19 protein-coding genes are annotated in these 26,774 nt (G+C 66.3%); 17 read left to right on the forward strand and 2 right to left on the reverse strand.

Going from position 1 to position 26,774, the window contains the following annotated elements:
* Positions 1 to 5 precede the first annotated feature (5 nt).
* The 10 genes from L8K25_RS10905 to L8K25_RS10950 are packed head-to-tail and all read left to right on the forward strand — an operon-like array spanning position 6 to position 12,215.
* Positions 6 to 1,211 carry an aromatic ring-hydroxylating dioxygenase subunit alpha gene (locus L8K25_RS10905; RefSeq protein ID WP_242139265.1) on the forward strand — a complete coding sequence of 402 codons (1,206 nt, stop codon included), beginning with the start codon at positions 6 to 8 and terminating at the stop codon, positions 1,209 to 1,211.
* Positions 1,208 to 2,458: an aminotransferase class I/II-fold pyridoxal phosphate-dependent enzyme gene (locus tag L8K25_RS10910; RefSeq protein ID WP_242138939.1), complete on the forward strand. Its 1,251-nt coding sequence runs from the start codon at positions 1,208 to 1,210 to the stop codon at positions 2,456 to 2,458. Before L8K25_RS10905 ends, L8K25_RS10910 begins: the two co-directional genes overlap by 4 nt.
* Positions 2,455 to 3,867, forward strand: coding sequence for an NAD(P)/FAD-dependent oxidoreductase (locus tag L8K25_RS10915; protein WP_242138940.1), 1,413 nt, complete (start codon positions 2,455 to 2,457; stop codon positions 3,865 to 3,867). The genes L8K25_RS10910 and L8K25_RS10915 overlap by 4 nt, the downstream gene beginning before the upstream one ends.
* The gene (locus L8K25_RS10920) at positions 3,860 to 5,020 is read left to right on the forward strand and encodes an FAD-binding oxidoreductase (protein WP_242138941.1); all 1,161 of its coding nucleotides are present in this window, start codon (positions 3,860 to 3,862) and stop codon (positions 5,018 to 5,020) included. Before L8K25_RS10915 ends, L8K25_RS10920 begins: the two co-directional genes overlap by 8 nt.
* Positions 5,017 to 6,273, forward strand: a complete 1,257-nt coding sequence (locus L8K25_RS10925; RefSeq protein WP_242138942.1) for a sarcosine oxidase subunit beta family protein — start codon at positions 5,017 to 5,019, stop codon at positions 6,271 to 6,273. The genes L8K25_RS10920 and L8K25_RS10925 overlap by 4 nt, the downstream gene beginning before the upstream one ends.
* Entirely contained in the window at positions 6,273 to 6,536 is a 264-nt protein-coding gene (locus tag L8K25_RS10930; RefSeq protein WP_242138943.1) for a sarcosine oxidase subunit delta, read from the forward strand. The genes L8K25_RS10925 and L8K25_RS10930 overlap by 1 nt, the downstream gene beginning before the upstream one ends.
* Positions 6,533 to 9,316, forward strand: a complete 2,784-nt coding sequence (locus L8K25_RS10935; RefSeq protein ID WP_242138944.1) for a 2Fe-2S iron-sulfur cluster-binding protein — start codon at positions 6,533 to 6,535, stop codon at positions 9,314 to 9,316. The genes L8K25_RS10930 and L8K25_RS10935 overlap by 4 nt, the downstream gene beginning before the upstream one ends.
* Positions 9,309 to 9,743: a sarcosine oxidase subunit gamma gene (locus L8K25_RS10940; RefSeq protein ID WP_242138945.1), complete on the forward strand. Its 435-nt coding sequence runs from the start codon at positions 9,309 to 9,311 to the stop codon at positions 9,741 to 9,743. The genes L8K25_RS10935 and L8K25_RS10940 overlap by 8 nt, the downstream gene beginning before the upstream one ends.
* A 1-nt stretch (position 9,744) precedes the next feature.
* Positions 9,745 to 11,073 carry an MFS transporter gene (locus L8K25_RS10945; protein WP_242138946.1) on the forward strand — a complete coding sequence of 443 codons (1,329 nt, stop codon included), beginning with the start codon at positions 9,745 to 9,747 and terminating at the stop codon, positions 11,071 to 11,073.
* Positions 11,074 to 11,078: 5 nt separating this feature from the next.
* Positions 11,079 to 12,215 (forward strand): DUF3089 domain-containing protein, encoded by a 1,137-nt coding sequence (locus L8K25_RS10950; protein ID WP_242138947.1) that lies wholly within the window; start codon positions 11,079 to 11,081, stop codon positions 12,213 to 12,215.
* A gap of 35 nt (positions 12,216 to 12,250) precedes the next feature.
* Here the strand turns inward: L8K25_RS10950 and L8K25_RS10955 are convergent, their stop codons facing one another.
* Positions 12,251 to 14,743, reverse strand: a complete 2,493-nt coding sequence (locus L8K25_RS10955; protein WP_242138948.1) for a TonB-dependent receptor — start codon at positions 14,741 to 14,743, stop codon at positions 12,251 to 12,253.
* Positions 14,744 to 15,248: 505 nt separating this feature from the next.
* Between L8K25_RS10955 and L8K25_RS10960 the strand changes: the two genes are divergently transcribed.
* From L8K25_RS10960 to L8K25_RS10980, 5 genes are all read left to right on the forward strand, one after another.
* Positions 15,249 to 17,927, forward strand: coding sequence for a PAS domain-containing protein (locus L8K25_RS10960; RefSeq protein ID WP_242138949.1), 2,679 nt, complete (start codon positions 15,249 to 15,251; stop codon positions 17,925 to 17,927).
* A gap of 109 nt (positions 17,928 to 18,036) precedes the next feature.
* Positions 18,037 to 18,948 carry a cytochrome ubiquinol oxidase subunit II gene (locus L8K25_RS10965; RefSeq protein ID WP_242138950.1) on the forward strand — a complete coding sequence of 304 codons (912 nt, stop codon included), beginning with the start codon at positions 18,037 to 18,039 and terminating at the stop codon, positions 18,946 to 18,948.
* Positions 18,945 to 21,032, forward strand: a complete 2,088-nt coding sequence (locus L8K25_RS10970; protein ID WP_242138951.1) for a cbb3-type cytochrome c oxidase subunit I — start codon at positions 18,945 to 18,947, stop codon at positions 21,030 to 21,032. The genes L8K25_RS10965 and L8K25_RS10970 overlap by 4 nt, the downstream gene beginning before the upstream one ends.
* Positions 21,029 to 21,652: a cytochrome c oxidase subunit 3 gene (locus tag L8K25_RS10975; RefSeq protein ID WP_242138952.1), complete on the forward strand. Its 624-nt coding sequence runs from the start codon at positions 21,029 to 21,031 to the stop codon at positions 21,650 to 21,652. Before L8K25_RS10970 ends, L8K25_RS10975 begins: the two co-directional genes overlap by 4 nt.
* Positions 21,649 to 21,960, forward strand: coding sequence for a cytochrome C oxidase subunit IV family protein (locus L8K25_RS10980; RefSeq protein WP_242138953.1), 312 nt, complete (start codon positions 21,649 to 21,651; stop codon positions 21,958 to 21,960). Before L8K25_RS10975 ends, L8K25_RS10980 begins: the two co-directional genes overlap by 4 nt.
* A 290-nt stretch (positions 21,961 to 22,250) precedes the next feature.
* Here L8K25_RS10980 and L8K25_RS10985 read toward each other — a convergent pair whose 3' ends face one another.
* Complete coding sequence (locus L8K25_RS10985; protein ID WP_242138954.1) at positions 22,251 to 23,072, reverse strand: flagellin; 822 nt, start codon at positions 23,070 to 23,072, stop codon at positions 22,251 to 22,253.
* Positions 23,073 to 23,323: 251 nt separating this feature from the next.
* Between L8K25_RS10985 and L8K25_RS10990 the strand changes: the two genes are divergently transcribed.
* Together L8K25_RS10990 and L8K25_RS10995 are read left to right on the forward strand one after the other, a co-directional pair.
* Complete coding sequence (locus L8K25_RS10990) at positions 23,324 to 23,746, forward strand: flagellar biosynthesis repressor FlbT (RefSeq protein ID WP_242138955.1); 423 nt, start codon at positions 23,324 to 23,326, stop codon at positions 23,744 to 23,746.
* A gap of 93 nt (positions 23,747 to 23,839) precedes the next feature.
* Positions 23,840 to 26,629 (forward strand): hypothetical protein, encoded by a 2,790-nt coding sequence (locus tag L8K25_RS10995; protein ID WP_242138956.1) that lies wholly within the window; start codon positions 23,840 to 23,842, stop codon positions 26,627 to 26,629.
* The last annotated feature ends 145 nt before the right edge of the window (positions 26,630 to 26,774 follow it).

Here is a 26,774-nt window from a genome sequence, read left to right on the forward strand (position 1 = left end):
GCTTGGTGGACCTTTCAGGTGTTGCACAATGGGTGGGATCGCGGCGCGCCGGCCATTCGCTGCCACAGCACCTGTACCTGAGCCCAGACGCCTTCGATTTCGACCTTGCCGCGATCTTCGGCACGTCGTGGCTGCTCGCCGGTTTTACTGCCGAAGTGAAGCAGCCGGGCGACTATCTGTCCTTCATGGTCGGGCGCTGGCCGGTGATCGTGGTACGCGGGCGCGACGGGGTGTTGCGCGCCTTTCACAACAGCTGCCGCCACCGCGGCTCGATCCTGTGCAAGCCGGGAGCGGGACATGCGCCGAGGCTGACCTGTCCGTATCATCGCTGGAGCTACGGACTCGACGGGCGGCTGCTCGCGGCGGGGCGGATGCCGGATGATTTCGACAAGACCGATTACGGGTTGAAGCCTGTCCATCTCGAGACGATCGCGGGCGCGATCTTCGTGTCGCTGGCGCAGGTCCCACCTGATATCAGTATCTTGCGGCGCGATCTGACGCCTTTGCTCGAACCGCATAACTTGGAGCGCGCCAAGGTCGCGCACAAATCGGTGCTGGTCGAATATGCCAATTGGAAGCTGGTCGTCGAAAATGGCCGCGAATGCTACCATTGCGCGAGCGGTCACCCCGAGCTGGCGCGCACCTTCCCGGTTGGCGCTACGCAATATTTCGATCTGGAGGCCGCCGCTGCGCGCCTGTTCACGGAGCGGATGGAAGCGATCGGCCTTCCGGCGGGTCCGGTCGGCGAGGACTGGTGGCAGGCAGTCCGCTTCGCGCTCAACGACGGCAATGTCGCGATGACGACCTCGGGGCAGTTCGCGGTCAAGAAGCTGATGGTCGAGGCGGGTGGCGGCGATGCGGGGTCATTGCGCTGGGCGGTCGAGCCCAACAACTTCTGCCATTCGACCAGCGATTACACGTTCGCGTTCAATGCGATGCCGGTGTCGCCCGGGGAAACCCATGTCGTCTCGACCTGGCTGGTGCATGAGGACGCGGTCGAGGGCGTCGATTACGACATCGACGAACTGACGCATCTGTGGACGCAGACCAATCTGCAGGACAAGGTGTTCGCCGAGGACAATCAGGTCGGTGTGTGGTCGCCGGGCTATACGCCGGGGCCGTACAGCCCGACCGCGGAATCGCTGACGCTGCGCTTCGTCGACTGGTATTGCGCGCGGGCGAGCGAATATCTCGCGCGGGTCCCGGTATGACTGGGCCGCGCTGGCGCTCCGAAACGCTCGCGGTCCGTGCGGGATATGATCCGGCGGGCGGCGCCAATGCAGCGAAACCCCCGATCTACATGACGTCGACCTTCGCTTATGCCTCCGCGCGGCAGGCGAAGGACATTCACGAGGCCTATTTCGACGGCACCGGGCCGGAAGTCGGCGGCGCGGGGCATATCTATGCGCGCCTCAGCCACCCCAATCTCGACATGGTCGAGGAACGGCTCGCCGCGCTCGATGGCGCGGAAGGCGCGGCGGTGTTCAACAGCGGGATGGCGACGCACAGCGCGATCGCGCTCGCGCATCTGCGGCCGGGCGACAGCGTGGTGTTCGGGCGTCCGATCTATGGCGGGACCAACGGGCTCTACACCGGGCTGCTGCCCGGGTTCGGGGTGCATCACGCGAGCTTCACCGACGGCTGTGATCGCGCAGACGTGATGACTGCAGTCGAGGCGGCACTGGCGGCGGGGCCGCTCAAGCTGATCCTCGGCGAAACGCCCGCAAACCCGACCGCGGCGATGGTCGACATCGCCCTGCTGGTCGAGATCGCCGATACGGTCGGCGCGCGGACGGGTACGCGGCCGGTCGTCGTAATCGACAACACGCTGCTCGGACCAATGATGCAGCGACCGATCGATCTCGGCGCCGATCTCTGCCTGACGAGTCTCACCAAATATTGCGGCGGACACAGCGACTTGCTGGCAGGTGGTGTCACCGGGCGCGAAGCGCTGGTCGCGCCGCTGCGGCTGTTGCGCACCACGCTTGGAAGCCATCTCGACCCCTATACGTGCTGGCTGATGCTGCGCTCGATGGAAACGGTGCACCTGCGGGTCGAGCGGTCGATGGACAATGCGCGTCGGCTTGCCGAGGTCCTGCGCGACCATCCCAAGGTGGCGAGCCTCACCTATCTCGGTTTCCTTGCCGAGGGCACGCCCGCCCGCGCGGTGTACGACCGGCAGTGCAAGGCGGCGGGGTCGACCTTTTCCTTCGCGGTCGTTGGCGGCGAGGCGGAGGCATTCCGCTTTCTCGACCGGCTCGAATTGCTGCGCTTTGCGGTCAGCCTCGGCGGGTCCGAGACGCTTATCACGCATCCCGCGACGACGACGCATTATGCGCTGTCCGCCGACGAACGCGCGGCGGGCGGCATCACCCCCGCCACGCTGCGGCTGTCGGTCGGGATCGAACATGTCGACGACCTGATCGCCGACCTATCCCAGGCGCTGGACGCGATATGAAAATCCTCGACCCCCACGCGATCGACGGCAAGTTTCCCGCGCCCGACGAACAGTTCGACCTGATCGTGGTCGGCGCGGGCCGGGCGGGAACGACGACCGCGATCCGCGCCGCGCTGAGTGGCGCGAGCGTGCTGCTGATCGACGAGAACCCGGTGGCGGGGGCGGTGATCGGGAACGATGTGCCACTGTTCTTCGGCGGTCGCGCCACGGCGGCGGTGCACCATCCCGACCGGCTGGTCGAACAGCTGTTCCGCGCCAATCCCGAACTGGAGGCGGCGTTCGATGCCGGGGTCGACGTCCGGCTCGGGACGGTCGCCTGGGGACTGTACGTGCCGAACGCCGCCTTGCGCGCCCTGCCGGGGCCGCTGCTCGGGATCGCGGATGCCGAGGCGTCGCGGATGGTCGGCTTCCGGCGGCTCGTGCTTGCGACCGGCGCGCGCGATATCGCGATGGCGTTTCCGGGGTGGGATCAGCCCGGCGTGATGGGGGCGCAGGGGTTTGCCGCGCTGCTGACCTGCTACGATGCGCTGGCGAGTCGGCGGATCGTGATCGTCGGGTCGGGCGATCTGGCGCTTCAGACCGCGCGGCTGGCGCTGGAGCGCGGGATCGCGGTTGCCGGCATCGTCGAGATTGCCGACCGGATCGAGGGCGATCCGGGGATCGCAGAGTCGCTCGGGGTGCCGGTGTTCCTCTCGCACACGATCGCGGCGACCGATGGCGGAATCGACGGGGTCGAGCACGTGACGCTCGCGCCGCTGACGGATGACGCGACCCGCACGACGCTCGAATGCGATACGATCGTCCTTGCCATCGGCGTGACGCCCGCGACCGAGTTGATCGAGGCGGCAGGAACGGTCGCCAACGGGCTGGTGCAACTGGTGGGAGACAGCGCGACCGTACAAGCGCCTGCCGACGAGCGTCTGCTCGCTTGGGCGTCCGCACTTGGTCGCCACGCCCCACCAAAAACGATCGTCTGCCAGTGCGAGGCGGTCACCCGCGCCGACCTCCTCGGCGTCCAGCCGCCGCGCTACCTCGACCGACCCGCACGGCTGGCGACGCGATCGCTGGGGACGCTGCTGGCGGACGGTCCCGCGCATCCCGACCAGATCAAGCGGCTTACGCGGGCTGGCATGGGGCCATGCCAGGGGCGGCGCTGTCGCGAGCAGGTGCGCTGCCTGCTTGCGGTCGAGCAGGGCGTCCTGCCGTCTGAAGTCCCGGTCGCGAGTTTTCGCGCGCCGGTCCGCCCGGTGCCGTTGAGCGTGCTTGCCGACTGGAACGAAGACGCCGGGATGACGGCGGGATGGGACGTCTGGTTCGGGATCCCGACGCAATGGACGCCATACGCCGCAATCGGCACGCCCGAGGAGGCGGAGCACGTCACCGGTCTCGGCGGGACGCTGCATGTCTGAGCGCGACATGCCCCGTCATGCTTCCGTCGTCGTGATCGGCGCTGGCGTGACGGGGCTGAGCGCGGCGTGGTGGCTGGCGCGCGCGGGGGTCGATGTCGTCGTGCTCGACAAGGGCGTGGTCGGCTGGGAAGCATCGGGCCGGAACGGCGGCGGCGCGTCGCATTACCAGAGCCCGTTGTTCGCCGAGGAACAGCGGCTGTGGCCGCAGATGGACGAGCTGCTCGGCTATCCGACCGAATATCGGCGCGAGCGGATCATCATCCAGCGCGATCCCGTCCTGCTCGACCATTATCGCGCGGTCGGGCGGATGTGCAGCGCGATGGGCTACCAGGTCGACGATCTGGATTCGACGCAGGCGCAGGCGATGGTGCCGCTGACCGATCACAGCTGCCTCGGCGGGATCCATTTGCGCTTCGGCGGCCATGCCAATCCGCAGCGGACGGTGCAGGCCTATGCCTGGGCGTTGCAGGATCTTGGAGGACAGATCCTGCAACATTGCCCGGCGCTGACGATCGACACGCGCGGCGGACGCGCCAGTGCGGTGGTGACGCCGCGCGGAACGATCGCCTGCGATGCTTTGGTCGTGGCGGCGGGGCCACAGGCCGAGGCGTTGCTCGCGCCGATCGGGATCCGCTTTCCGCTGGCCGCGGCGCGCGCGGAAATGATCGTGACCGAGCCCGCGCCGCTGATGGCGATCGGCGGGGTCGATGGGAACGGGCTGTACGGTCGCCAGACGCTGCGCGGCAATCTCGCGTTCGGGGGCGGGCCGCATGAATGGCTGGCGACCGATCCTGCCGGGCCACTCGCGCGCCCGACCTCGCCGCTGGTGCGCAACCTCGCGCGGCGCGTGGCAGAGCTGTTTCCGCGCGCTGCCGGGCTTGGCGTGATCCGGTCGTGGGCGGGGATCGTCGAGAATACCCCCGACGGGCGACCGATCCTCGATCGCCCCGCCGATCCGGGCAATGTCACGGTCGCGACGATGTCCGGGGTCGGCTTCGGTTTGTCGCCCGCCAGCGGCCATGCGATCCGCGATCTGGTGCTCGACGGGGTGTGCTCGTTCGCCGACATCGGCAAGCTCGGCCTTGCACGGTTCGCGACGCTCGAACCCGACTGGCGCGAACGGCGCGGCTGGGCGCTGGAGCAGGCGGCGTGAAGCGCTATTCGGCGCTCGCCTTGCTCAAGGCGGGGTTGACCGGGCAGCGGGGCTGGGAGCGGGCGTGGCGCGATCCGGAACCGAAACGCCATTATGACGTCATCGTGATCGGCGGGGGCGGGCACGGCCTGTCGACGGCCTATTATCTCGCCAAGGTCCACGGCATCCGCAATGTCGCGGTGCTCGAGCGCGGGTGGATCGGCGGCGGCAACACCGGGCGCAACACGACGATCGTTCGTTCCAACTATCGCCAGAAGCCGCTCCACGATCTGTTCGATTTTGCGATCGGGCTATGGGAGGGGATGAGCGACGAGCTCAACTACAACGTCATGTTCAGCCCGCGCGGCGCGCTGTTCCTCGGCCATTCCGACGGCGACATGACGCAACTCGCGCAACGCGGCGATGCGTTGCGCTGTTCGGGGATCGACGCGGATCTTCTCACGCGTGATGACGTGCGCAAGCTCGTGCCGTTGCTCGACATGTCCGAGAGCGCGCGCTTCCCGATCCACGGCGGGCTGATCCAGCGTCGCGGCGGGACCGCCCGGCACGATGCGGTCGCCTGGGGCTATGCGCGCGCGGCGGACGCACTTGGGGTCGATGTGATCCAGGAGTGCGAAGTGACCGGCTTCACCATGGCGGGCGGTCGCGTGACGGGCGTGGAAACCACGCGCGGGCAGATCGGGGCGGGGCGGGTCGGCATCTGCGTCGCGGGAAGCAGCGGGCGAGTCGCAGCGCTCGCCGGCCTCACGCTGCCGATCGAGGCGCACACGTTGCAGGCGTTCGTGACCGAGCCGGTCAAGCCGATGATCGATACCGTCGTCATGTCGCAGTCGCTCCATTGCTACATCAGCCAGTCGGACAAGGGCGGGATCGTGCTCGGCGGCGATCCCGACCAGTTCCCGAGCTATGCCCAGCGCGGGCTGCCGGTCCGGCTCGAGAAAGCGGCGGCGGAGGCGATCGCGCTGGTGCCGGCGCTGTCGCGGCTGCGGATGGTGCGGTGCTGGTCGGGGACGACCGACATGAGCTTCGACGGATCGCCGATCATATCGGCGCTGCCGGTCGACGGGCTCTATTTGAATGGCGGCTGGTGTTACGGCGGGTTCAAGGCGACGCCGGGATCGGGCTGGTGCTACGCGCATCTGCTCGCGACGGGAACGAGCCATCCGCTCGCCGCACCGTTCGCGCTGGATCGCTTCGCGCGCGGGGCGACGATCGACGAGGCGGGGGTCGGCTTCATGCCGCAGTTGCGCTGATGCTGCTGATCGACTGTCCCCATTGCGGCGAACGCGCGCAGGTCGAGTTCGTCTATGAACGTACGCTCGATTCGATCGTGACGCCTGATATGCCGTCGGATCTGGCAGTTGCCCGGCTATATGCACGTGCCAATCCGGTCGGGCTGGAGGACGAGCTTTGGCGGCACGCTTATGGCTGTCGGCAGTGGATCGTGCTGCGGCGGCACCGGCGGAGCCATGCGATTGCGTCGGTCGTCGCGTACGATCCCGCGATGCTGGCGTGAGCGGTCGGCGGATCGGCGGCGCGGCGGGGACGCTGCGCTTCACCTTCGACGGCCGCGCGATGCTCGCGCGCGAGGGGGATACGCTGGCGGCGGCGTTGCTCGCGAATGGCGTGATGCTGGTCGGGCGGAGCTTCAAATATCATCGCCCACGCGGGATCATGGCGGCGGGGGTCGAGGAACCGAACGCGCTGGTCACGGTCGGCGAGGGCGGGCGGACGGAGCCCAACACGCGCGCAACCGACGTCTATGTCTATGAAGGGCTGGTCGCGCGGAGCCAGAATGCATGGCCTTCGCTGAGGTTCGATCTCGGGGCGGTCAACGGCCTGTTCGCCAAGTTTTTGAGCGCGGGGTTCTACTACAAGACCTTCTTCGGGCCGCCGTCGCGGTGGATGGTGTATGAGCGGTTCATTCGGCGGGCCGCCGGGCTGGGCAAGGCCCCGACGCTGGCAGACCCCGATCGCTACGAGCATCGCTCGGCATTTTGCGACGTGCTGGTTGTCGGGGGCGGTGCCGCCGGTGTCGCGGCGGCGCGCGCCGCGCTGGAGGCGGGCGAGCGGGTGATGCTGGTGGAGCAAGATCCTGCGCCGCATCTGCTTTCCCGCGAAAGCGGGAATCCAGAGTTGCAAAGGCAGCGCTCGATACCCTGGGCTCCGGCCTTCGCCGGAGCACGGACGGAGGATTTCAGCGTCCTCACGCGCACCACTGCGTCCGGCTTGTGGGACCACGGCTTTGCCACCCTTACCGAACGCCTCGTCGAACCCGGCCAGCCGCCTGCGCCCGGCCAGCCCGTGCAGCGCTTGTGGCATGTCAGAGCGCGCCAAATCGTGCTCGCGACCGGCGCGATCGAGCGGCCGCTGACCTTCGCCGGGAACGACCGCCCGGGGGTGATGCTGTCGCAGGCCGTGCGGAGCTATATCGAACGGTTCGACGTGCTGCCGGGGCAGCGCGTGGTGATCGCGACCAACAATGACGACGCCTATGCAACTGCTAAAGCGGTTCGTACCGCTGGCGGCGAGGTAGTGGCGATCCTTGACAGTCGGAAATCGCGTCCGGCGGATGGGGATGCAGCCACCTTCACCGACGCGCACGTCGTCGAAACGCATGGCGGCGCGCGCGGGCTTACGGCTGTCGTCGCCAGCATCGGTGGCAGGAAGCGGCGCTTCGAGGCGGACCTGCTGGCCATGTCGGGCGGTTTCACCCCCGCCGTCCATCTTCACAGCCAGGCAGGCGGCACGCTGGACTGGCGCGAGGACCTTCAGGCGTTTGTTCCCGGCGCGTCCCCGCAAGCGGTGACCAGCGTCGGTGCGGCAGCGGGCGATATCCCGCCGATCGCCGCCACCACTGCATCTCTGACCGACCCAAAGCACAGCTTCGTCGATTTCCAGAACGACGTGACCGCCGCCGACGTCGATCTCGCCTGGACCGAGGGGTATCGCTCGGTCGAACATCTCAAGCGCTACACCACGCTCGGCATGGCGACCGACCAGGGCAAGACGAGCAACATGGCGGCGCTCGCGCGGCTGGCGCAGACCGGCGGCGTCACGATCCCGCAGGCCGGGCTGACGACGTTCCGCCCGCCCTATACGCCGCTGACGCTGGGTACGCTGGCGGGGGCGGATGGCGGCGGCCATGCCGCGCCCGCACGACGGCTCGCGCTGTGGTACTGCCACCAGCGGCTCGCCCCGATCTGGCAATCGCTCGGCCTTTGGCATCGGCCGCGCGCCTATCCGGTGGCGGGCGAGACGCTCCACGACGCCGCAATGCGCGAGGCACGCGCGGTGCGGACGACGGCGGGGATCGTCGATGTCTCGACGCTGGCCAAGTTCGCGGTGAAGGGACCGGACGCGGCGGCATTGCTCGAGCTGGTGTGCGCGACCGGAATTACGAAACTGGCGATTGGGCGCGGGCGCTATACGTTCATGATGCGCGAGGACGGCATGGTGATGGACGACGGCACCGTCTGGCGGCTCGGCGAGACCGACTATCTCCTGACGAGCTCGACCGGCGGCGCGGATCGGATGGAAGCGCATCTCAGCTATGTCCACCGCATCCTCGCGCCTCAGCTGCGTGTTTCGGTAGTTTCGCAGCAGGAGCACTTCGCGGGAATTGCGCTGGCCGGGCCACAGGCGGCGGTGTTGTTAGCGCAGGTCACCGGGATCGCCCCGCCCGCCCATATGGGCACCGCGACCGCGATGGTCGCTGGCGTGGCGGTCCTTGTGCTGGCGGCAAGCTACAGCGGAGAACGCGCGTTCGAGCTGTACGCGGTGCCGCAGGACGCGGTGCTGGTGTGGGACGCGCTGGCGGTGGCAGTGCGGGGCGTCGGCGGCTGCGCCTATGGGCTCGACGCGATGGAACATCTCCGGATCGAAAAAGGCCATGTCGTGATCGGCGCCGAGGCCGACGGTCGTACGACGCCGCACGATCTCGGGCTCGCGGGGATGCTCCGCAAGGCGGGCGGCTTCGTGGGAGCACAGGGGCTCAGCCGCCCCGCGCTCCACGCGGCGGACCGGTTGCAGCTCGTCGGGCTGAGCTCGACCAGGCCGATTCCCGAAGGCGCGATGCTGGTGGCGGCGCATGGGGCAGCGGCGGAGGGTCATGTCACGTCGGCAGGAACGCGTGTGCTGGAACACGGGTCGGTTGCACTTGCCTTGCTGGCCGGGGGGAGGGCGCGCAATGGCGAAACGCTCATCGCGACCTCACCGACGCGCGGCCTGCACGCGGCGGTGACGGTCGGTGTCCCGCTGTTCCATGATCCAGGCGGGACACGCTACCGTGATTGAGGCGACCGTGTCCTGGGCGAACATCCACGACCTGGTCGTGATCGACCTGTGGGACGGCGCACTGCCCGTGTTTCCCGGGGTGCGCTGCGTGCAGGTCGAGCCGCGCCGCTGGTGGGCCATCGATGCGGGCGAAGGCGCGACGGGCATCGCGGTGGCGATCGGGGCGCAAGGCGCGTGCACCCCGATCGGTGGCGGCCTGATGCGCGCGACGCTGAGCGGTCCGGGCTGGCGCGATCTGCTGTCGGTCAGCGGTTTCCTCGATACCACCGCGCGTGCGCTGGCCCCGGGCGCAATCGCGCGGACCGTGATCCATCACGTTGCCGTCACCCTGCTTGTCACGAGCGAAGCGGAATGCGAGGTCTATTGCGCATCGAGTTATGCGCGAACATTGGAAGCGCTCTGGCATGGAGCCACCGGGGGGATTTGATTTGACGACCGAGACGCGACCAACCCTGTCCCCGGCGCGCTGGTATGTCGTCACGATTCTCGCCCTCGTCTATGCGCTCAACATCGCCGACCGCTACGTCGTCTCGACCGTGCTCGAGCCGATCCGCAAGGAGTTCGGGCTGAGCGATACCGGGGTCGGCTGGCTAACCGGCGTGTCGCTCGCGATCTTCTACATTTTCGCAGGGCTGCCGATCGCGCGCTATGCCGATCGCGCGAACCGGCGCAACATCGTCGCGGTCGCGCTGATCACCTGGTCGGGAATGACCGCGCTGCTCGGGATGACGCAGAACTTCTGGCAGTTCCTGCTCGCGCGGATCGGGGTCGGGATCGGCGAGGCGGGGTGCACGCCGCCCTCGACCTCGATCATCGCGGACAATTTCCCGCGCGGGCGGCGCGCCTATGCGCTGACGTTGTGGGCCCTCGGGTTGCCGCTCGGCGCGTGGCTCGGGTCGAGCGTCGCGGGCCAGATCGTCGATCACTTCCATAGCTGGCGCGCGGCGTTCGTCGCGCTCGGCGTGCCGGGTGTGGTGTTTGGGCTGGTCATCCTGCTGACTGTGCGCGAGCCGATTCGCGGGCGGTTCGAACTCGTCACCGAGACCAGCGAACCCGCCGCGACCTTCAGCGAGACCTGCCGCTTCCTGTGGAGCCAGCGCTCGGCGTGGCACATCAATGCGGCGGGCGCGGTGATCTGCTTGTGGGGCTGGGGGATGCTGTTCTGGATGCAGACCTATTTCGAACGCGTCTACGGCCTGTCCACGTCGGACGCGGGCGCGCGGCTCGGGACGATCTATTTCTGGGCGGGAACGCTCGCGACGATTGCGACCGGGGCGCTGCTCGCACTGCCGCAGATGCAGGATGCCAAGCGCATTGCCTGGTTCCTGGCAGGGATCGTGATCCTGTCGACGATCCCGTCCTTCATCATCTTCTGGACGCACTCGTTGACGGTAGCGACCGCTATGCTGTGGCTCGTGATCCCGTGCGTATACCTCTACATGGGGCCGACGATGGCGTTGCTGCTCAACTTCCTCCCGCCGACGATGCGCGCGCAAGGGATGGCGATCAGCCTGCTCGCGGCGAACGTCTGCAACCTGATCATCGCGCCGACCGCGGTCGGCTGGATCAGCGATACGCTCGCGGCGCGGCTGGGCAGCAACGCGGAATCGCTGCGCTACGCGCTGCTGGCCTTTTCGCTCACAGGCTTCTGGGCCGGCTATCATTATCTGACCAGCGTGCGGACCTATGACAGCGACGATGTCCGGCTGGGGCATCCGGCGAAGATCGCCGAACCGTCGACGCTCAAACAGGCCTGACCGGCATGGCGTTCCTTGCCATGGCGCTAGCGACGCTCCTGTCCGGATCGACGGTGGTGCCGGCGGTCGATTACGCGCAGGCGGGAAACTGGCTTTGCCGCCCCGGACGCAAGGACGTCTGTGCCGCTCTTGCGCTGACGGTGGTTGATTCACGGAACGCATCGCGGGTGGAGCGTGGGCCAAACCGCGGGCCGGACGCGGTGGATTGCTTCTACGTCTACCCGACGGTCTCGCTCGACCTGGGCGGCAATAGCGACCTGATGCCCGATCGTACCGAGCGTGACATGACCGAGGCGCAGTTCGCGCCGTTCCGCAGTGTCTGCCGGACGTTCGCGCCGCTCTATCGGCAGGTGACGCTCACGGCGCTGCGAAAGGGCCTCGGCGGTGGCGAGATTCCAGGCGATTTCAATCTCGCATATGCCGATGTTCGGGCCGCGTGGCAGCGCTATCTCGCGCACGACAACCACGGGCGGCCGTTCGTCCTGATCGGGCACAGCCAGGGGTCGTCGTTGCTCAAACGGCTCGTCACGGAAGAGATCGACGGCAAGCCGGTCCAGCGCCAGCTGTTGTCCGCGATCCTGCCGGGGACGGCGGTGCTGGTTCCCCCCGGGCGCGACGTCGGGGGAGATTTCCGGACGATCCCGCTTTGCCGCCGGGATGCGCAGATCGGGTGCGTCATGAGCTGGGCGAGTTACCGCGATACTGTGCCGCCGCCGTCCAATGCGGTGTTCGGCGTGTCCCGGCGACCGGGGCTGGTCGCCGGTTGCACCAACCCGGCGCGGCTCGACGGCGGCGAGGCCCCGCTCGATGCGCGGCTCGGCGCGCCGTGGTGGCGCGGTGGGGTGGCGCAATATCAGCGTCCGGCAACCGGATGGAGCGTCGCGGGCAAGCCGATCGTGACGCGCTACGTGGCGGTGCCGGGAATGCTTTCGGGACACTGCGTCACGTCCGCTGTGGCGAGCTATCTCGCCGTCCGTGTCGCTCGCACAGCTCTTTCCGAAACGGTCGCAGGAACCGCGACGATCGGGGATGCCGCTTACCCCGACTGGGGATTCCACGTCGTCGACGTCGCGATCGTCCAGGGCGATCTGCTGCACCGCGTGGCGGACCAGTACGGCGCCTATCGTCGCCGCGCGCGATAACGGACCGGCCGGGTCGAAACCCGGCCGATGCGCGATCAGAAGCTGACCTTCGCGCGGAAGCCGATCGTCCGCGGCCGGGCGAGCGTCACGCGGCTGCCCGCCTGATAGACCTGATAATAGGTCGCCCGCGCGATGTCGGTCACGCGCACGCCATTGGCGAGGTTGGTCCCGTAGATGCCGAATTCGAACTGCCCGACGTTATAGGTGACCGCCGCGCTGACGTTATGCGTCGCCGGGATGACGGCGAAGCTCTGGTTGAGACCGTTGCGGGTCAGCGTGCCATTGGTGATGACGGTGCTGAACGGATTGAAGTTGGTGTTCTGCGACGATTGGTACTGATACCCCGTCTGGACATGCAGGGCGCCGTTGCCGACCGGACGATCGTAGAACAGCTGGAGGTTGCCGGTCCAGCGCGGGTAATACGGCGTGCGGTCGCCGTCGAACGCGCCCACCGTCGGGATGTCGCCGTTGGCCTTGGAATCATTGTACGATCCGCTTGCCGATACGGTGATTTCGGGCGTCGCCTTGATCATCGTCTCGAGCTCGACGCCCTTGCTGGTGACGCGCCCCTTGTTGTCGGTGAAGAAATACGAGCAATCGAGCCGCAACCGGGTCTGCACGTCGCGCCAGTCGATATAATAGGCGCTGGCGTTGAGCGTCACACGGCCGCCCGCGAGCTTCGCCTTCTCGCCGATCGTGTAGTTCCACAATTTGTCCGGCCCGAACGTCAGCGGCGCGGCGTTGTAGCCGTATCCGGCCAGCTGGCTCGTGCATTGCTGGGCAATCGACGGGTTCTTGCCTGGCGTCGTCGTGTCGAACGGCACCGGCTGGTTGCCGCCGCCATAGCGGAAGCCCTTCGCGGCCTCGGCATAGACCATGAAGTCCCGGTCGAAATGGTAGGAGACGTTTGCGCGGGGATTGACGCCGTTCGATTTCAACGTCGCGTTGGTCGTCAGCGGCCGATTGTTGATGACGCCGTATACGCCGCTTTCGAACAGGTAATAGCGCTCCTTGAAGTTGAAGTAGCGTAGCCCGGCGGTGAGATCGAGTTTCTCGGTCGCGTGCCACGTGCCGTCGGCATAGAGCGCGATCTGATGTTCGTTGGTGTCCTGCAGCCCCGAGAAGATGTCGTTCGACTGGAACGCGGCATCGACCAGCCTTGAGTCATACAGGCCGTTCGGCGTGTTGTAAGGCCCGGAGCCATTCTGGTAGGACAGGGTGTCGAAGCCGGCGACCGGAATGTCCTGCCGCAAGTGGCGCTTCTGTTTTTCGTAGAAGGCGCCGACCGTCCACGTTAGCGGACCGCCCGGCTGCGACACCAGCCGCCCTTCGAGCATATAGTCCTTAATCTTCTGGTCGATCTGGTACAGTTCCGCCGGGATCTGACGTGCCAGCGTATCGCTGTAGGCGGTGGGCGCCTCGTACAGCGGATAGGTGTTGGTCTGCGGCGTCAGCGGCGAGCCATAATCCTGGAAGAAATAGCCAATCTGCGGCTCCAGGCTGGCGTCGAAGCCGATCGCGCGGTCGGTATAGGCACCCGTCACGATCAGATGTGCAAAACCGGCGTCATAGTCCGCCCCTAGCGTATAGAGGCGGAACCGATCGTCGGTGCCTTCCGGCCCGTTGGTCAGCACCGTGTAGGGCTTGAGGCCATCGAACGCCGAGTTGAGCCCGTTGGCGATGCTGCGTTCGTAGGTGACCGACGCATCGACCGTCAGCGCTGCGTCCGGCGTCCAGCGTAGTGCCACGCGGCCCTGGTATGTGCTGTTCCGGTTGGCGTCCTGCTTGTTGCGCAGCCCGATATTGTCGATGAAGCCACCGTCGCGCCCGACGTAGAAGTTCGCGCGCATCGCCAGCGTGTCCGAAACGATCGGCAGGTTGAGCATCCCGCGGAAATTGAAGCCGGGCTCACCGTGTTCGGTCGTCAGCACGCCGGCCTCGGCAGTACCGAAGGCGCGGGTAAGGTTGGGCTTTGCTGTGACAAAGCGGATCGTCCCCGCCATCGAGCCCGCCCCGAACAGCGTTCCCTGCGGACCGCGGAGAATCTCGACCCGCTCGAGGTCATAGACCTTGAGGTCGGGTGTCTGGCCCTGAACCGAGATCGGCGTGTCATCGAGGTAGACGGCAACGAGCGAGCGGTCCGACGTGTCCGAGGTACGATAGGGACCGGTCGCGAGACCGCGCATGTTGAACTTGTTGAAGCCCGGTGCCCCTTCCGTGATCGACAGCGAGGGCGTGAACTTGGCGAGATCGGACAGATTGCCCTGGCCGGACTTGGTCACCTGATCGACGTTCACCACGGAAACCGCGAGCGGCACGTTTTGCAGCGATTGCGCACCAGAGCGGTTCGCGGTGACGACGATGTCGGTGAGTTCCGGGTTGGCCGACGACGTCTGGTCCGCGGGCGGCGCGGACTGTGCCTGAGCGACGATCGGCAGCAACAGCGACAAGCTCGCCGCGGACGCCGTCCATCGCGCGGCCGACGCCGCATATCCAGAGAACCGCCGAATGTGACGCAGTGACTTCATCTTACCCCCCAAAGGTTGATCGATCGTCGCCAACATGCCGGGGGGCTTTGAGGATGGCGCGCGTTTTCGCGGTCGCGCATCGGGGCGGGCTCCCTGTCAACATGAAGGCTGTATGAATTAGCGAATGCCGTGAAACAGAATAATGGGATGCCCTTATGCTATTTTGTGATCATGGCGATATGCTTTTTTGGCCACACTATGGCGCGGAGCCACGTCGGCCGGGATCGAGCCCACGGACATCTGACGATATCCGGCGTGACGCGCGCGGCAGTAACGGCTACGCTCGCGCAGGCCTATGAGGCCAACCGCCGCGAGGACGGTTGGAGCGGCTTTGAGTAACGATCCGACGATGGTAACGAACTTGGACGGTCCGACGAAAAGCGGATCGAATGCGCGTCCGGCGGCGGCTTCACCGTCGGCATCGTTCGACGCATTCGATTGGGCGACAACACCGCTTGGCCCGCGGGACGCGTGGCCTCAGTCGTTGCGAACAACCTGCGCGTTGATGCTCGAATCCCGCCAGGCAATGTGCCTGTGCTGGGGCCCGGAGCTTACCCTGCTTTACAACCAGGCGTATGCGCCGTTTCTCGGGTTGCGCCATCCGGCGGCGCTGGGGCAGCCGATCGCCCGGGTCTGGGCAGACGTTTGGCCCGATATTGCGCCATTCGTTGACCGTGCTCTGGCCGGCGCCGCGGTATGGTTCGAAGACTTTCCCTTGGTCCTGCACCGCAATGGCTATCCCGAGGAAACATGGTGGAATTTCTGCTACAGTCCAGCGCGCGACGATCAGGGGGACATCGTCGGCTTTCTCAACGTCGCGAGCGATGCCACGGCCGGCGTGCTCGCCCGGCGGGAGGCTGCGGCTGAGCGCGAGCGTCAACAGCGCATGCTGCAACAGATGCCCAGGTTCGCGGCGCTGTTGTCGGGGCCCGAGCATCGTTTCACCTACGTCAACGACGCCTATGTCGAAATGTCGGGCGCGCGGGACTATGAAGGGCGGACCATCCGCGAATGTTTCCCCGAACTGGCCGCGCAGCAGTTCTTCGGCTTGCTGGACACGGTGTATCGTACGGGTGTCCCGTTCGCGGCGCGAGCGATGCCGATCGAACTCCATCAGGATCGTGGAACCCGGTTCATCGATCTGCTGTATCAACCGATCCGCGACGACGCCGGCCACGTGACGGGCATCTTCGTCGGCGGGTATGACATTACCGATCGGGTCCGGGCCGAGGCAGACCAGCACGAGAGCGAGACGCGTTACCGCACACTGTTCGAGGCGATCGATTCGGGCTTTTGCATCATCGAACTGCGGTTCGACGCCGACCGACGCCCGGTCGACTATCGCATCGTCGAGGCGAATTCGGCGTTCGAGCGCCAGACCGGGCTGGTCGGCGCGACCGGGCGTTGGATCCGCGAGATCGTTCCAGATCTCGAGCAACATTGGTTCGATTTCTACGGGCGCGTCGCGCTTACCGGAGAACCCGCGCAATTCGAGAACGAGGCGACCGCATTCGGCCGCTGGTACGATGTCCACGCGTATCGCACCGGCGCGCTGGAGCAGAACCGCGTCGCGGTACTGTTCAACGACATCACCGACCGACGCCGTGCCGACCGGGCGTTGCGCGAACTCAATGAAAACCTGGAAATGCGGGTCGAGGAAAGGACCGCGGAGCGCAACCTCCTTGCCAAGATCATCGAAAGCACCGACGTGATGGTGCTGGTCAGCGACCTCGACTACACGATCCTGGCGATCAATCGCGCCAATGCCGACGAATTCGAGCGGATCTACGGCGTCCGGCCCGCCGTTGGCGACAACATGCTGGACCTGCTCGCCCACCTGCCCGAAGAGCGGGCGGCGGTACGCCAAACCTGGGGACGCGGACTGGCGGGCGAAGAGATTACCCTTCTGACGCAGCATGGCGCTGCCGATCGCGACCGGCCCTGGTATGAGGTCAAGTTCCGGACGTTGCGCGATGCTCAAGGTACGCCGGTCGGCTGTTACCAGTTCGTGACGGACGTGACTCAGCGGATCCGGGATCAGGAACGGCTCGACGAAGCGGAGGAGGCCCTGCGGCAAAGCCAGAAGATGGAAGCCATGGGGCAACTCACCGGCGGTGTTGCGCACGATTTCAACAATCTCCTGACCCCGATCGTCGGGTCGCTCGACATGCTGATGCGGCGTGGCGTCGGTGGAGACCGCGAGCAGCGGTTGTTCGATGGCGCATTACAGTCCGCCGAGCGTGCCAAGACGCTGGTGCAACGCCTGCTCGCCTTTGCCCGGCGTCAGCCCTTGCAGCCCGTTCCCGTAGACGTCGCGGCCCTGGTCGCGAGCATGGCTGGGTTGATCGAAACCACGCTTGGCCCGACGATCGATGTCAGGCTCGTTCTGGCGCCCGATCTTCCGCCGGCGCGCGCCGATGCCAACCAGCTCGAGATGGCGTTGCTCAATCTGGCCGTCAACGCCCGCGACGCGATGCCCGACGGGGGAACGTTGCAACTTTCCGCCCGGCATGAGCACATTGCGGTGCATCACCAGACCGGACTGGTCGCCGGGGACTATGTCCGGCTTGCGGTCGTCGATTCCGGCGAGGGCATGGATTCGGCAACCCGTGCGCGCGCGATCGAGCCATTCTTTTCCACCAAGGGCATTGGCCAGGGCACGGGGCTCGGCCTGTCGATGGTGCATGGGCTGGCGGCGCAGCTTGGCGGGGGGCTGGCGATCGACAGTTCTCCCGGGTTGGGGACCACGATCGCATTGTGGTTGCCGGTCAGCGCAACCGCGCCCGTTAGGCAAGGTGAGGACCAGGGGAGGCAGCGCCGACCGGCGCACCGCGCGCATGGACGCGCCTTGCTGGTCGACGACGAGCGGTTCGTGCGGTTGAGTACGGGGAACATGCTCAACGACCTGGGCTATGACGTGACGGAGGCGGCATCGGCAGAGGACGCGCTGGCGCTGTTGGCTGAGGACGATGGTTTCACGCTGCTGGTGACCGATCATCTGATGCCCGGAATGAATGGCACAGAGCTGGCGCGCACGGTGCGCGCCACATGGCCGCGCCTTCCGGTCCTGATCGTGTCGGGTTATGCCGAACTCGACGGCGTCGCGTCCGATCTGCCCCGGTTGACCAAGCCGTTTCGCAGCGCCGAGCTGGCCGCTGCGCTTGCCGAGATGACACAAGCGTAACACGGGCCACGACAAAAAGGCCGCCTGATCCGTCGACATGCCGCGCCGGATGGCGCAAGAGCACGCATGTTCCCGGGCAGGGTGCCCGGCGACGAGGGAATACGCGTAGATGATCCGCCGCCACCATGTCCGCGTGCCCGTGGCGGCACGCCTGGCACCGATGGTGCTGTTGTTGGCCTTGTGTGGCTGCAGCGCGCTCGATCACGGTTTCCTCAATGCCGCTGGGCCGGTTGCGACGGACGAACGGCACCTCTTCTTCATCGTGTCCGCCGTGCTGGTGTTCGTCGCGGGCCCGGTGCTGCTGCTGGTTCCGTTGTTTGCCTGGCATTACCGGCTCGGCAATGCCGACGACGCGTATCGGCCGAACTGGAACTTCTCCTGGTGGGTCGAGGGCCTGATCTGGATCCCGCCAATCGGCATCGTGATCGGCCTTGCGGTGTTGTTGTGGAACTGGACTCACCTCGACGATCCGTATCGCAAGCTTGCGGGTGGTCCGCCGATCGAGGTCGAAGCGGTCGCGCTCGACTGGAAATGGCTGTTCATCTATCCCGACGAGGGCTTCGCGACCGTCAATCAGCTGGCACTCCCGGTCGGGCGCCCGATGCACATCCGGCTGACCAGCGGAACGGTGATGCAGTCGCTGCTGATCCCGCAACTTTCCGGGCAGATCTACGCCATGGCTGGGATGACCACCGAGCTCAACATCGCTGCGTCGCGGCCAGGCCGATATCTCGGGCAGAACACGCAATATAACGGCGCGGGTTTTGCGCGGCAGAAGTTTACCGTGCTGGCGCTGTCGGGAGCGGACTATCAGGCGTGGCTTGGCCGGGTGCATCGTGCGCCCGCAATCCTCGACCAGGCGGCATGGCGCACGATCTCGCAACGGACGGTTGCACCGCACCCACGCTTCTTCGGCGCGGTCGTGCCGGGGCTGTTCCAGCGCGTGCTGACCGAAACCTCTGGTGGGGCGCATGCCGCAATGACCGCGCATGCGGCGGAATTGGCGAAGGACGCACGATGAATACCCCTGTCTGGCCGCTTCTGCTCGGGCGGTTCGAATGGCGCGACCTGCCGTTCGTGCGGGCGTTCGAAAACCCCAGTGTCAGCGAACTGATCGGCGCGTTTGCCGGCGGGCTGGTCGTCGTAGGGGCCGTCGTCGTTGCCCTGTTGCTGACCCGCTACGGCAAATGGCGCTATCTTTGGTCGGAGTGGCTGACCAGCCTCGACCACAAGAAGATCGGCATCATGTACATCGTGCTCGCCTTCGTGATGCTGTCGCGGGCGCTGGTTGAGGCAATGCTGATGCGCGGACAGCAGGCCGTCGCGATCAACAATCCCGGCTTCCTCACGCCCGACCATTTTGGCGAGCTGTTCAGCACGCACGGATCGATCATGATTTTCTTCATGGCGATGCCGTTCCTGACCGGGTTGATCAACTACGTGATGCCGCTCCAGATCGGGGCGCGCGACATGGCGTTTCCCTGGGCCAATTCGGTCGCCTTGTGGCTGACCGGCGGGGGCGCGGGGCTGATGATGGCATCGCTGGTGGTCGGGCAGTTCTCGACCGGCGGATGGACCGGCTATCCGCCCTTTACCGAGCTTGCATTCAGCCCCGATGTCGGACCCGATTACTGGATCTGGGCGGTGTCGCTCGGCTCGATCGGATCGACCATGGCGGGCATCAACATCGCCTGCACGCTCTACAAGCAACGCGCGCCGGGCATGGCGTTCATGGCGATGCCGCTGTTCTGCTGGACCAGCCTGTGCACCGCGATCCTGATGATCTTCGCCATGCCGCCGCTGACCGTCGCGACCGCGCTGCTCGCGCTCGACCGCTATCTGGGGTTCCACATGTTCACCAACGATCTCGGCGGGAACATGATGAACTATGCCAATTTGTTCTGGCTGTTCGGCCATCCCGAGGTCTACATCCTGATTCTGCCCGCATTCGGTGTCTATTCCGAGGTGGTGTCGACCTTCTCGAACAAGGACCTCTACGGCTACACCTCGCTCGTGCTCGCGACGATGGCGATCGCGGTGCTGAGCTTCACCGTCTGGGTCCACCACTTCTTCACCATGGGGCAGAGCGCCAATCTCAACGCCGTGTTCGGCATCGCGACGATGACGATCGGCGTGCCGACCGGGGTCAAGATCTACGACTGGATCTGGACGATGTTCCGCGGCGAGGTGCGGTTCACGGTGCCGATGCTGTATGCCCTCGCGTTCATGATGACGTTCGTCCTGGGCGGGTTCACCGGGATCCTGCTGGCGATGCCGCCGCTGGACTATCTCGTGCACAACACGTTGTTTCTGGTGGCGCACTTCCATAACATGCTGATCCCAGGGCTGCTTTACGGGATGCTGGCAGGATATCACTACTGGTTCCCCAAGGCGTTCGGGTTTCGCCTGGACGAGCGTTGGGGGCGGATTGCCTTTACCTGCTGGGTGGTCGGTTTCTATCTCGCGTTCATGCCGCTGTACGTGCTGGGCGCGAGCGGCATGGCGCGACGGACGCACGAGATCTTCGATCCGTCGTTCCGGCCATGGCTATACGTTGCGCTAGGCGGGGCAGGGGTCCTGTTCTGCGCCTTGGCGTCCCTGTTCGTCCAACTGATCGTCAGCATCCGCAACCGCGCGCATACGCGCGTCTTCGCGGGGGATCCGTGGGACGGCCGGACGCTCGAATGGTCGATCGCCTCGCCGCCGCCCGAGTATAATTTCGCGCGCGTCCCGCAAGTCGAGGGCCGCGACATCTTCTATCGGCGCAAGCATGCCGATGGGCAGGCACCGCCCTATGCCGCCCCCGCATATTACGAGGATATCGTGATGCCGCGGAACAGCGCGACGGGGGTGGCGATCGGTCTGTGCGGCGCGGCGGCGGCATTCGGGGTCATCTGGCACATCTGGTGGTTGGCTGTCGTCGGTCTGGCGGCGATGGTGGGCGCGCTGGTCGTACGCAGTTTCGGTCGCAACCAGCATCGCACCCTGCCGGCAGCTGCCGTCGAGGCGGAGGATCGGCGCTGGCGGGCAGCGCTGGCTGCGGCCCGGGCGGTGCCACGGCAACACGAGATGACCGATGCGAACGAAGGGTTGGCGCAGTCATGAGCGAGCGCGCGATGCCGAACCACGCCGCAGCGGCCGATGCCGAACAGCTGGACGACGACGAGGAAGACACCGCGCTGTTCGGCTTCTGGATCTTCCTGATGAGCGATGCCGTTATCTTCGCTCTGCTGTTCGCGACCTACGGCACGATGACGCTGGCGACCGCTGGCGGCCCGACGGCGGCCTCCGAGTTCAAGCTGCTGCCGACGTTCATCGAGACGCTGTTGCTGCTGACCAGCAGCGTCACCTTCGGCCGCGCCTCGATCGCCATGAAATATGACGAGCCACGCCGCAGCCTGTTTTTGTGGCTGTTCGTGACGCTGGGACTGGGACTGGCCTTTCTCGCGTTCGAACTCAAGGACTTCGCGGACATGTTCGCGGATGGCGCCTATCCGATGCGCAGCGGCTTCCTGTCGGCCTTTTTCGCTCTGGTGCCGCTGCACGGGTTGCACGTGCTGGCGGGATGCTTCTGGCTGGTCGTGATGATCGTCCAGGTCGGCGTGCTCGGGCTCGACCGGCGGGTGAAGCTCAACCTGCTGCGGCTGGGGCTGTTCTGGCATTTTCTCGACGTGGTGTGGATCGCCATTTTCTCGATCGTCTATCTGGGCGGGCACGGCGCATGAAGAACGCGGACGAACGGCGCGGCGAATTGCTGACCTACGGCATCGGCTATCTGCTTGCACTTGCGCTGACCGGGGCGGCGTTCGCGGCGGTGGTGTGGCCCGCTTTCCCGGCGGGGACGACGTTCGCGATCGTGCTGGGGCTCGCGCTGGTGCAGGCGATCGTGCACTTCCGGTGTTTCCTGCACATCACGATGCAGCGCGCCTCTCGGCATGACCTGCAACTGATCCTCTTCTCGACGCTCATCATCGTGATGATGGTCGGAGGGACGCTCGTGCTGCTGATGAACCTGCGCGGGCGCATGATGTAGCTGCGGGGCGTTCTCGTTACCGCTTCATGCCCGGCGAAAGACCGGCACCCGCGAGCGCAACGGGGAAGCTCGAACGTAGCGCGCGGCGTGCTGCCACTTTCGCGGGGAAGCGCGCGATGTGACGCACGCCCTGTTGGTAGGCTCGGCCAACAGGGAAGGACAGGGACCGGATAGGCCAAGGGAGCGCACCGGCCGGCCCCTGTCGCATCGTCGCCACCCGAGGGGGTTAGGTAGCGACGAGCTCTGGTCCCGGCACCGGACCCGCAGGTCCGGCGTCGGGTTCGGTAGTCTTAGCGGAACAGCGAGGTGATGCTCTGCGGCGCCTGGTTGGCGATCGACAGAGCCTGCACGCCAAGCTGCTGCTTGACCTGCAACGCCTGCAGGTTTGCCGATTCCTTCGACAGATCGGCGTCGACCAGGTTGCCGATGCCGCTGGTGATCACGTCCGACAGGCTGCTCACGAAGCTCGACTGACCGTCGATCTTGCGCGATGCCGACCCCAGCGTGCTGAGGCTGGTGTTGATCGTGCCCGATACCGTCTTCAGCGTGTCGACCATCGTCTTTGCCGTTGCGGCATCGGTGAAGGTCGTGCCGATCGCGGTGACCACGCCGGTGTCGAAGTCCTGGTTGGCGACGTCGAGGGTCGCGGCAGTCGTGTCCGTCGACTGCAGCGCGCTGACGCTGCCGCCGCTGCCCTTGAGCAGGTTGGTGCCATTGAAGCTCGACGAGTCGATGATGGACTGGATCTGCTGCTTGAGCGCGTCGAAATCCTTGCCCATCGCGGTACGGCTATTGGTGTCGAGCCCGGCATCCGACGCCGACGTGGCCTTGGCGGCCATCTGGTTGACGAGGTCGGAAATCTGTTGCGTCCCTGCAACCGCCACGTCGACCGTGCTCTTGGCGCGGCTCAGCGAGGACCCGACCGATGCAAGCTTGCCGACGTCGCCGCGCAGCGTCTGCGCGATGGTGTAGGAAGCCGAATCATCCTTGGTCGAGGAGACCTTGAGACCCGTGCTGATCCGCTTCTGGGTCGCGGCGAGCTCGGTGCTCGTCATGCTCAGATTCTGCAGCGCGGTGAGGGCGGCGGTGTTCGTATTGACCGACATAACCATGGAGATAGTCCTTCTCAAAAGGCGACTGCTTCTGCAGCCGGGGTCAGTGCGCTGACCCGGGCGTTGCTCCGCGACAGGCGGGGCATGCATCCTTTGTAGAAAGCGACCGGAGCCCCGGTTTCACGGCACGGAATATTTCGCGGTTAACGATTGCCTCGCGCTTGGAAGGGACACGCTAGGCAAATTTTTCCGGGTCCCGACCGGCGCGGTTGGACCCCCGCTATGATGGCGATGGATGCAGGAGGGATGTCGTGGCGCTGAAAATCTGGTTGCGGGAAGGCGAGAAGGTCATCGTCAACGGCGCGGTACTGGTCGCGTTGGGGCGTACGCGGCTCGCGATCGAAAACCATGCGGCGGTCTTGCGGGAGCGCGAGATCATGGCGCCGGAGCATGCCAATACTCCGGCGCGCAGGCTCTACTTCGCCGCGATGATGGCGTACATCGACGAGCCGGGGCGCGATCGCTACCAGGATCAGGTCCTGCTACTGCTGCATGACCTGCTTAATGCGATCCAGTCCGAGACGGCCAGAGCAATGGCCGTCAGCTTCGCGCGGCATATCGCATCCGCCGATTTCTACCGGGCGCTGGGCGATTGTCGTGACCTGATCGCCTACGAAACGGCGGCGCTGGAGCGCTGCGCGGACTCCTGCCGGGATACCGAGCCGGCGCTTTAGGGATCGCATAAAAGCGATCGACGCGACCGGGGGCCGGATCACCGTCTAAAAGGAAATGTGACCCAGAAGGGCTTCCACCCGGAGTGACCATCCATGGCCGCGGACGTCTCCAACAGCCTTGCGGGCCTCAGCATCCTGACGCGAACCAATGAATTCGCTACTTACGGCGCAACCGCGACATCGACTACCGCAGCCGTCGAAACCGCGGCGCAGCGCAAGGCGCATGCCCAGTTCAAGACCCCAGCGACGACAGCGCCATGGACCCAGGCCCGAACGCAATCACCTTCGGTGGCGGCCGTCCAGGGGTTGAAGACGATCGTCGACGCCAGCGTCGGGGCCGGGACCCTGCCGCACGACGTACAGACCGACTTCACCACCTACAAGGCGCTCGACCGGTTGCGCGTGCTCGCACAGGCCGCCGCGAGCAGCGGCACGAACGATGCGCAGCGCAGAAGTTTGCAGCAGAGCTTCGGGCAGGGGCTGAAAGACCTGCAGGCCTATCTCGGATCGACGCTCGGCGACCAGCTGCAACTTGCGTTCGACCAACCGCACACCCGCGCGGAGAGTATCGCGATCGGAGGCCCCCCCGTTCTTCCCGCGATCGTCGGCAAGGGTGTCGTGGCCGACCGGACCGCGCCACTGTCTGGCGTTACCGGGACCGAACGGCTGCGCGTCACCCTGTCGCAAGGTGATGCAAAAGATGTTGTCGACGTGGATCTGTCGCAGGCAGCGCAGCCGCCGACGCTGGACGGCATCGCCACGGCCATTACCAGCGCAATCGCCGCTGTCCCGGCCCGCGCGACGGACGGGACGATCCAATATGGCGCGGACGGTGCGGTCGTGCCGCGCTGGAACGTGCAGGTCCGTGTCACCAAGACCGGGAACGCCCGGGGCCTGACGATCGACCGGACCGGAAACGAACGGATCGCGATCGATCAGCCCGGCGCCCCCTCGACGCTGGTGGTCGCTTCGGATGTCACGTCCGCCACCGCTCCGCCAAGCATTCAGGTGCTGCGCGTTGATGATCCGGCGGAGCATCTGGCACCGCGACTATCCGGGACGATCTCGGCAACCGATCGACTGGCGAGCGCGACCGCCGCGTTGCGGCCACCGCCCGCAGGCGCCGCTTCCGCCGGCAGGAAGCCACCTCCGCCGGCACCGCCTGCTCCTGTCGCCGCGACGACGACCGGAGGCGCCGTGATCGTCGATCCGGACGGCTTCAGTTACGTCGTCGGTACCACGCAGGGCGATCTCGGCAGTGCGCTGTCCAACGGCAACCCGACCATGTTCCTTTCGAAACGGGACAGCGCGGGCAATGCCGTTTGGCAGCGCGAACTGGGAAGAGCGGGCGCGTCCCAGGGGGCAGCGCTCGCGCTTGCGCCCGGGGGCGGGGTCGTGATCGCCGGGACCGTGTCGGACGGGGCGAGCCCGACGGGCAACGGCAGCGCGATGATGGTCGCGCGCTACGCCACAAACGGGGACGAACTGTTCTCCCAGACGGTGCGGGCATCCACGTCCGATACCGCGAGCGCGGTCGCGGTGGCCGGCGACGGGACGATCTTTCTGGGAGGCCGAACCGCTAGCGGTGGCGGCAACGCCTATTTCGCCCGCCTCGATCCTACCGGCAGGATGGCCGCGTCCCGCACGGTCGACAGCGGCGGCGACGATCGGGTGACCGCATTGGCGCTCGACAAGGATGGTCAAGTGCTGGCGTTGACGCAGCAGGGATCCGCGACGGTGCTGCAGCGCCTCGATGCCGTGACGCTCGATCCACAATCGGCCGATGTGGCGCTTGGAGCGGCGCAGGGCCGCGCGCTTGCGGTGGCGGCGGATGGGATGATCGCGGTCGGGGGAACCACGCTGAATCCCGTTGCCGGTGATCAGGTCAACGCGCCCGGGGGAGGGCGCGACGGGTTCGTTACGCGGATCAGCGCAGATTTCGGACAGGTCGCAACCACCTACCTCGCCACGGCGGGCGACGATCAGGTCGATAGCATCGGGTTTCTCGGTGATGCCTTGTACGTCGGAGGCCGAACGACCGGGACGCTCGGTACGGCACAGCAGGGCAAGGTCGATGGGTTTGTCGGACGGATCGACCTGGCGACCGGGGCGGTGGCGAGCGTCGCGCAATTTGGCACCGCCGGATCGCAGGTTGGCCCGGTACGGCTGGCCACGGATCCCGGTGGTGCCACGATCCTCGACGCGCTCGGGCTCCATCGGGGTGTCGTGACGCCGGACGTCTCGGCCAACCTCGTTGCCCAGACGAGCGTCCGCGTCGGCGACAGCGTCTCGATCAGCATCAACCACGGCCCTGCGATCCAGTTGACGATCGGGGCAAGCGATACCGTGGCGTCGCTCGCCAGCCGCGTCGGCTCGCTGACGGGCGGAAAGGCAACCGTCACCAGTACGATCAAGGGCGACGGGCGCGCGTTCCAGATCACCGCGCGGGGCGGTGCGACGATCGCGTTGATCGCAGGGCCTCCGGGACAGGATGCGCTGGCCAAGCTGGGGATCGACGCACAGGTCCTGTCGCAGCCGCCGGTACGATCCGCCAGCGCGCCCAAGGTTGCGCCGGGCGGGCAGTTTGGGCTCGGGCTTTCGACCGCATTGTCGCTTGCGTCGGCGCAGGATGCGGGCATTGCGCTGAACGCGGTAAAGCAGGCGATGTCGATCACGCAGACCGGCTATCGCTCGCTATATTGGGACTCGACGAAGGCGGCGCTTGCGGATGGCGGGTCGGGGACCACGAGCAAGGCTGCGGTGGCCCGCGCCAATGCCCAGGCGGCAAGCTATCAGGCTGCGCTCGACCGGATCGCGAGCAGTGCCGCGACCACCTCGACGACCCCGGATCTAACGCTGACCGTCTTTGGCCTGAACCGGTGACTGCGTCCTTTTGCTGATCCGGGTGGACGGCGCCCTGTCGGGTCGGACAACGCTTCTCGCGATCGTCGGCCAAGTCTATGCGTGGGCACCATTTTCGAAACGGCAACGGACGAAAGCCGGCGCGTATTCGCGTATCTTGATCGGT

The organism is Sphingomonas sp. TREG-RG-20F-R18-01 (assembly GCF_022662475.1).
Lineage (GTDB): Bacteria > Pseudomonadota > Alphaproteobacteria > Sphingomonadales > Sphingomonadaceae > Sphingomonas.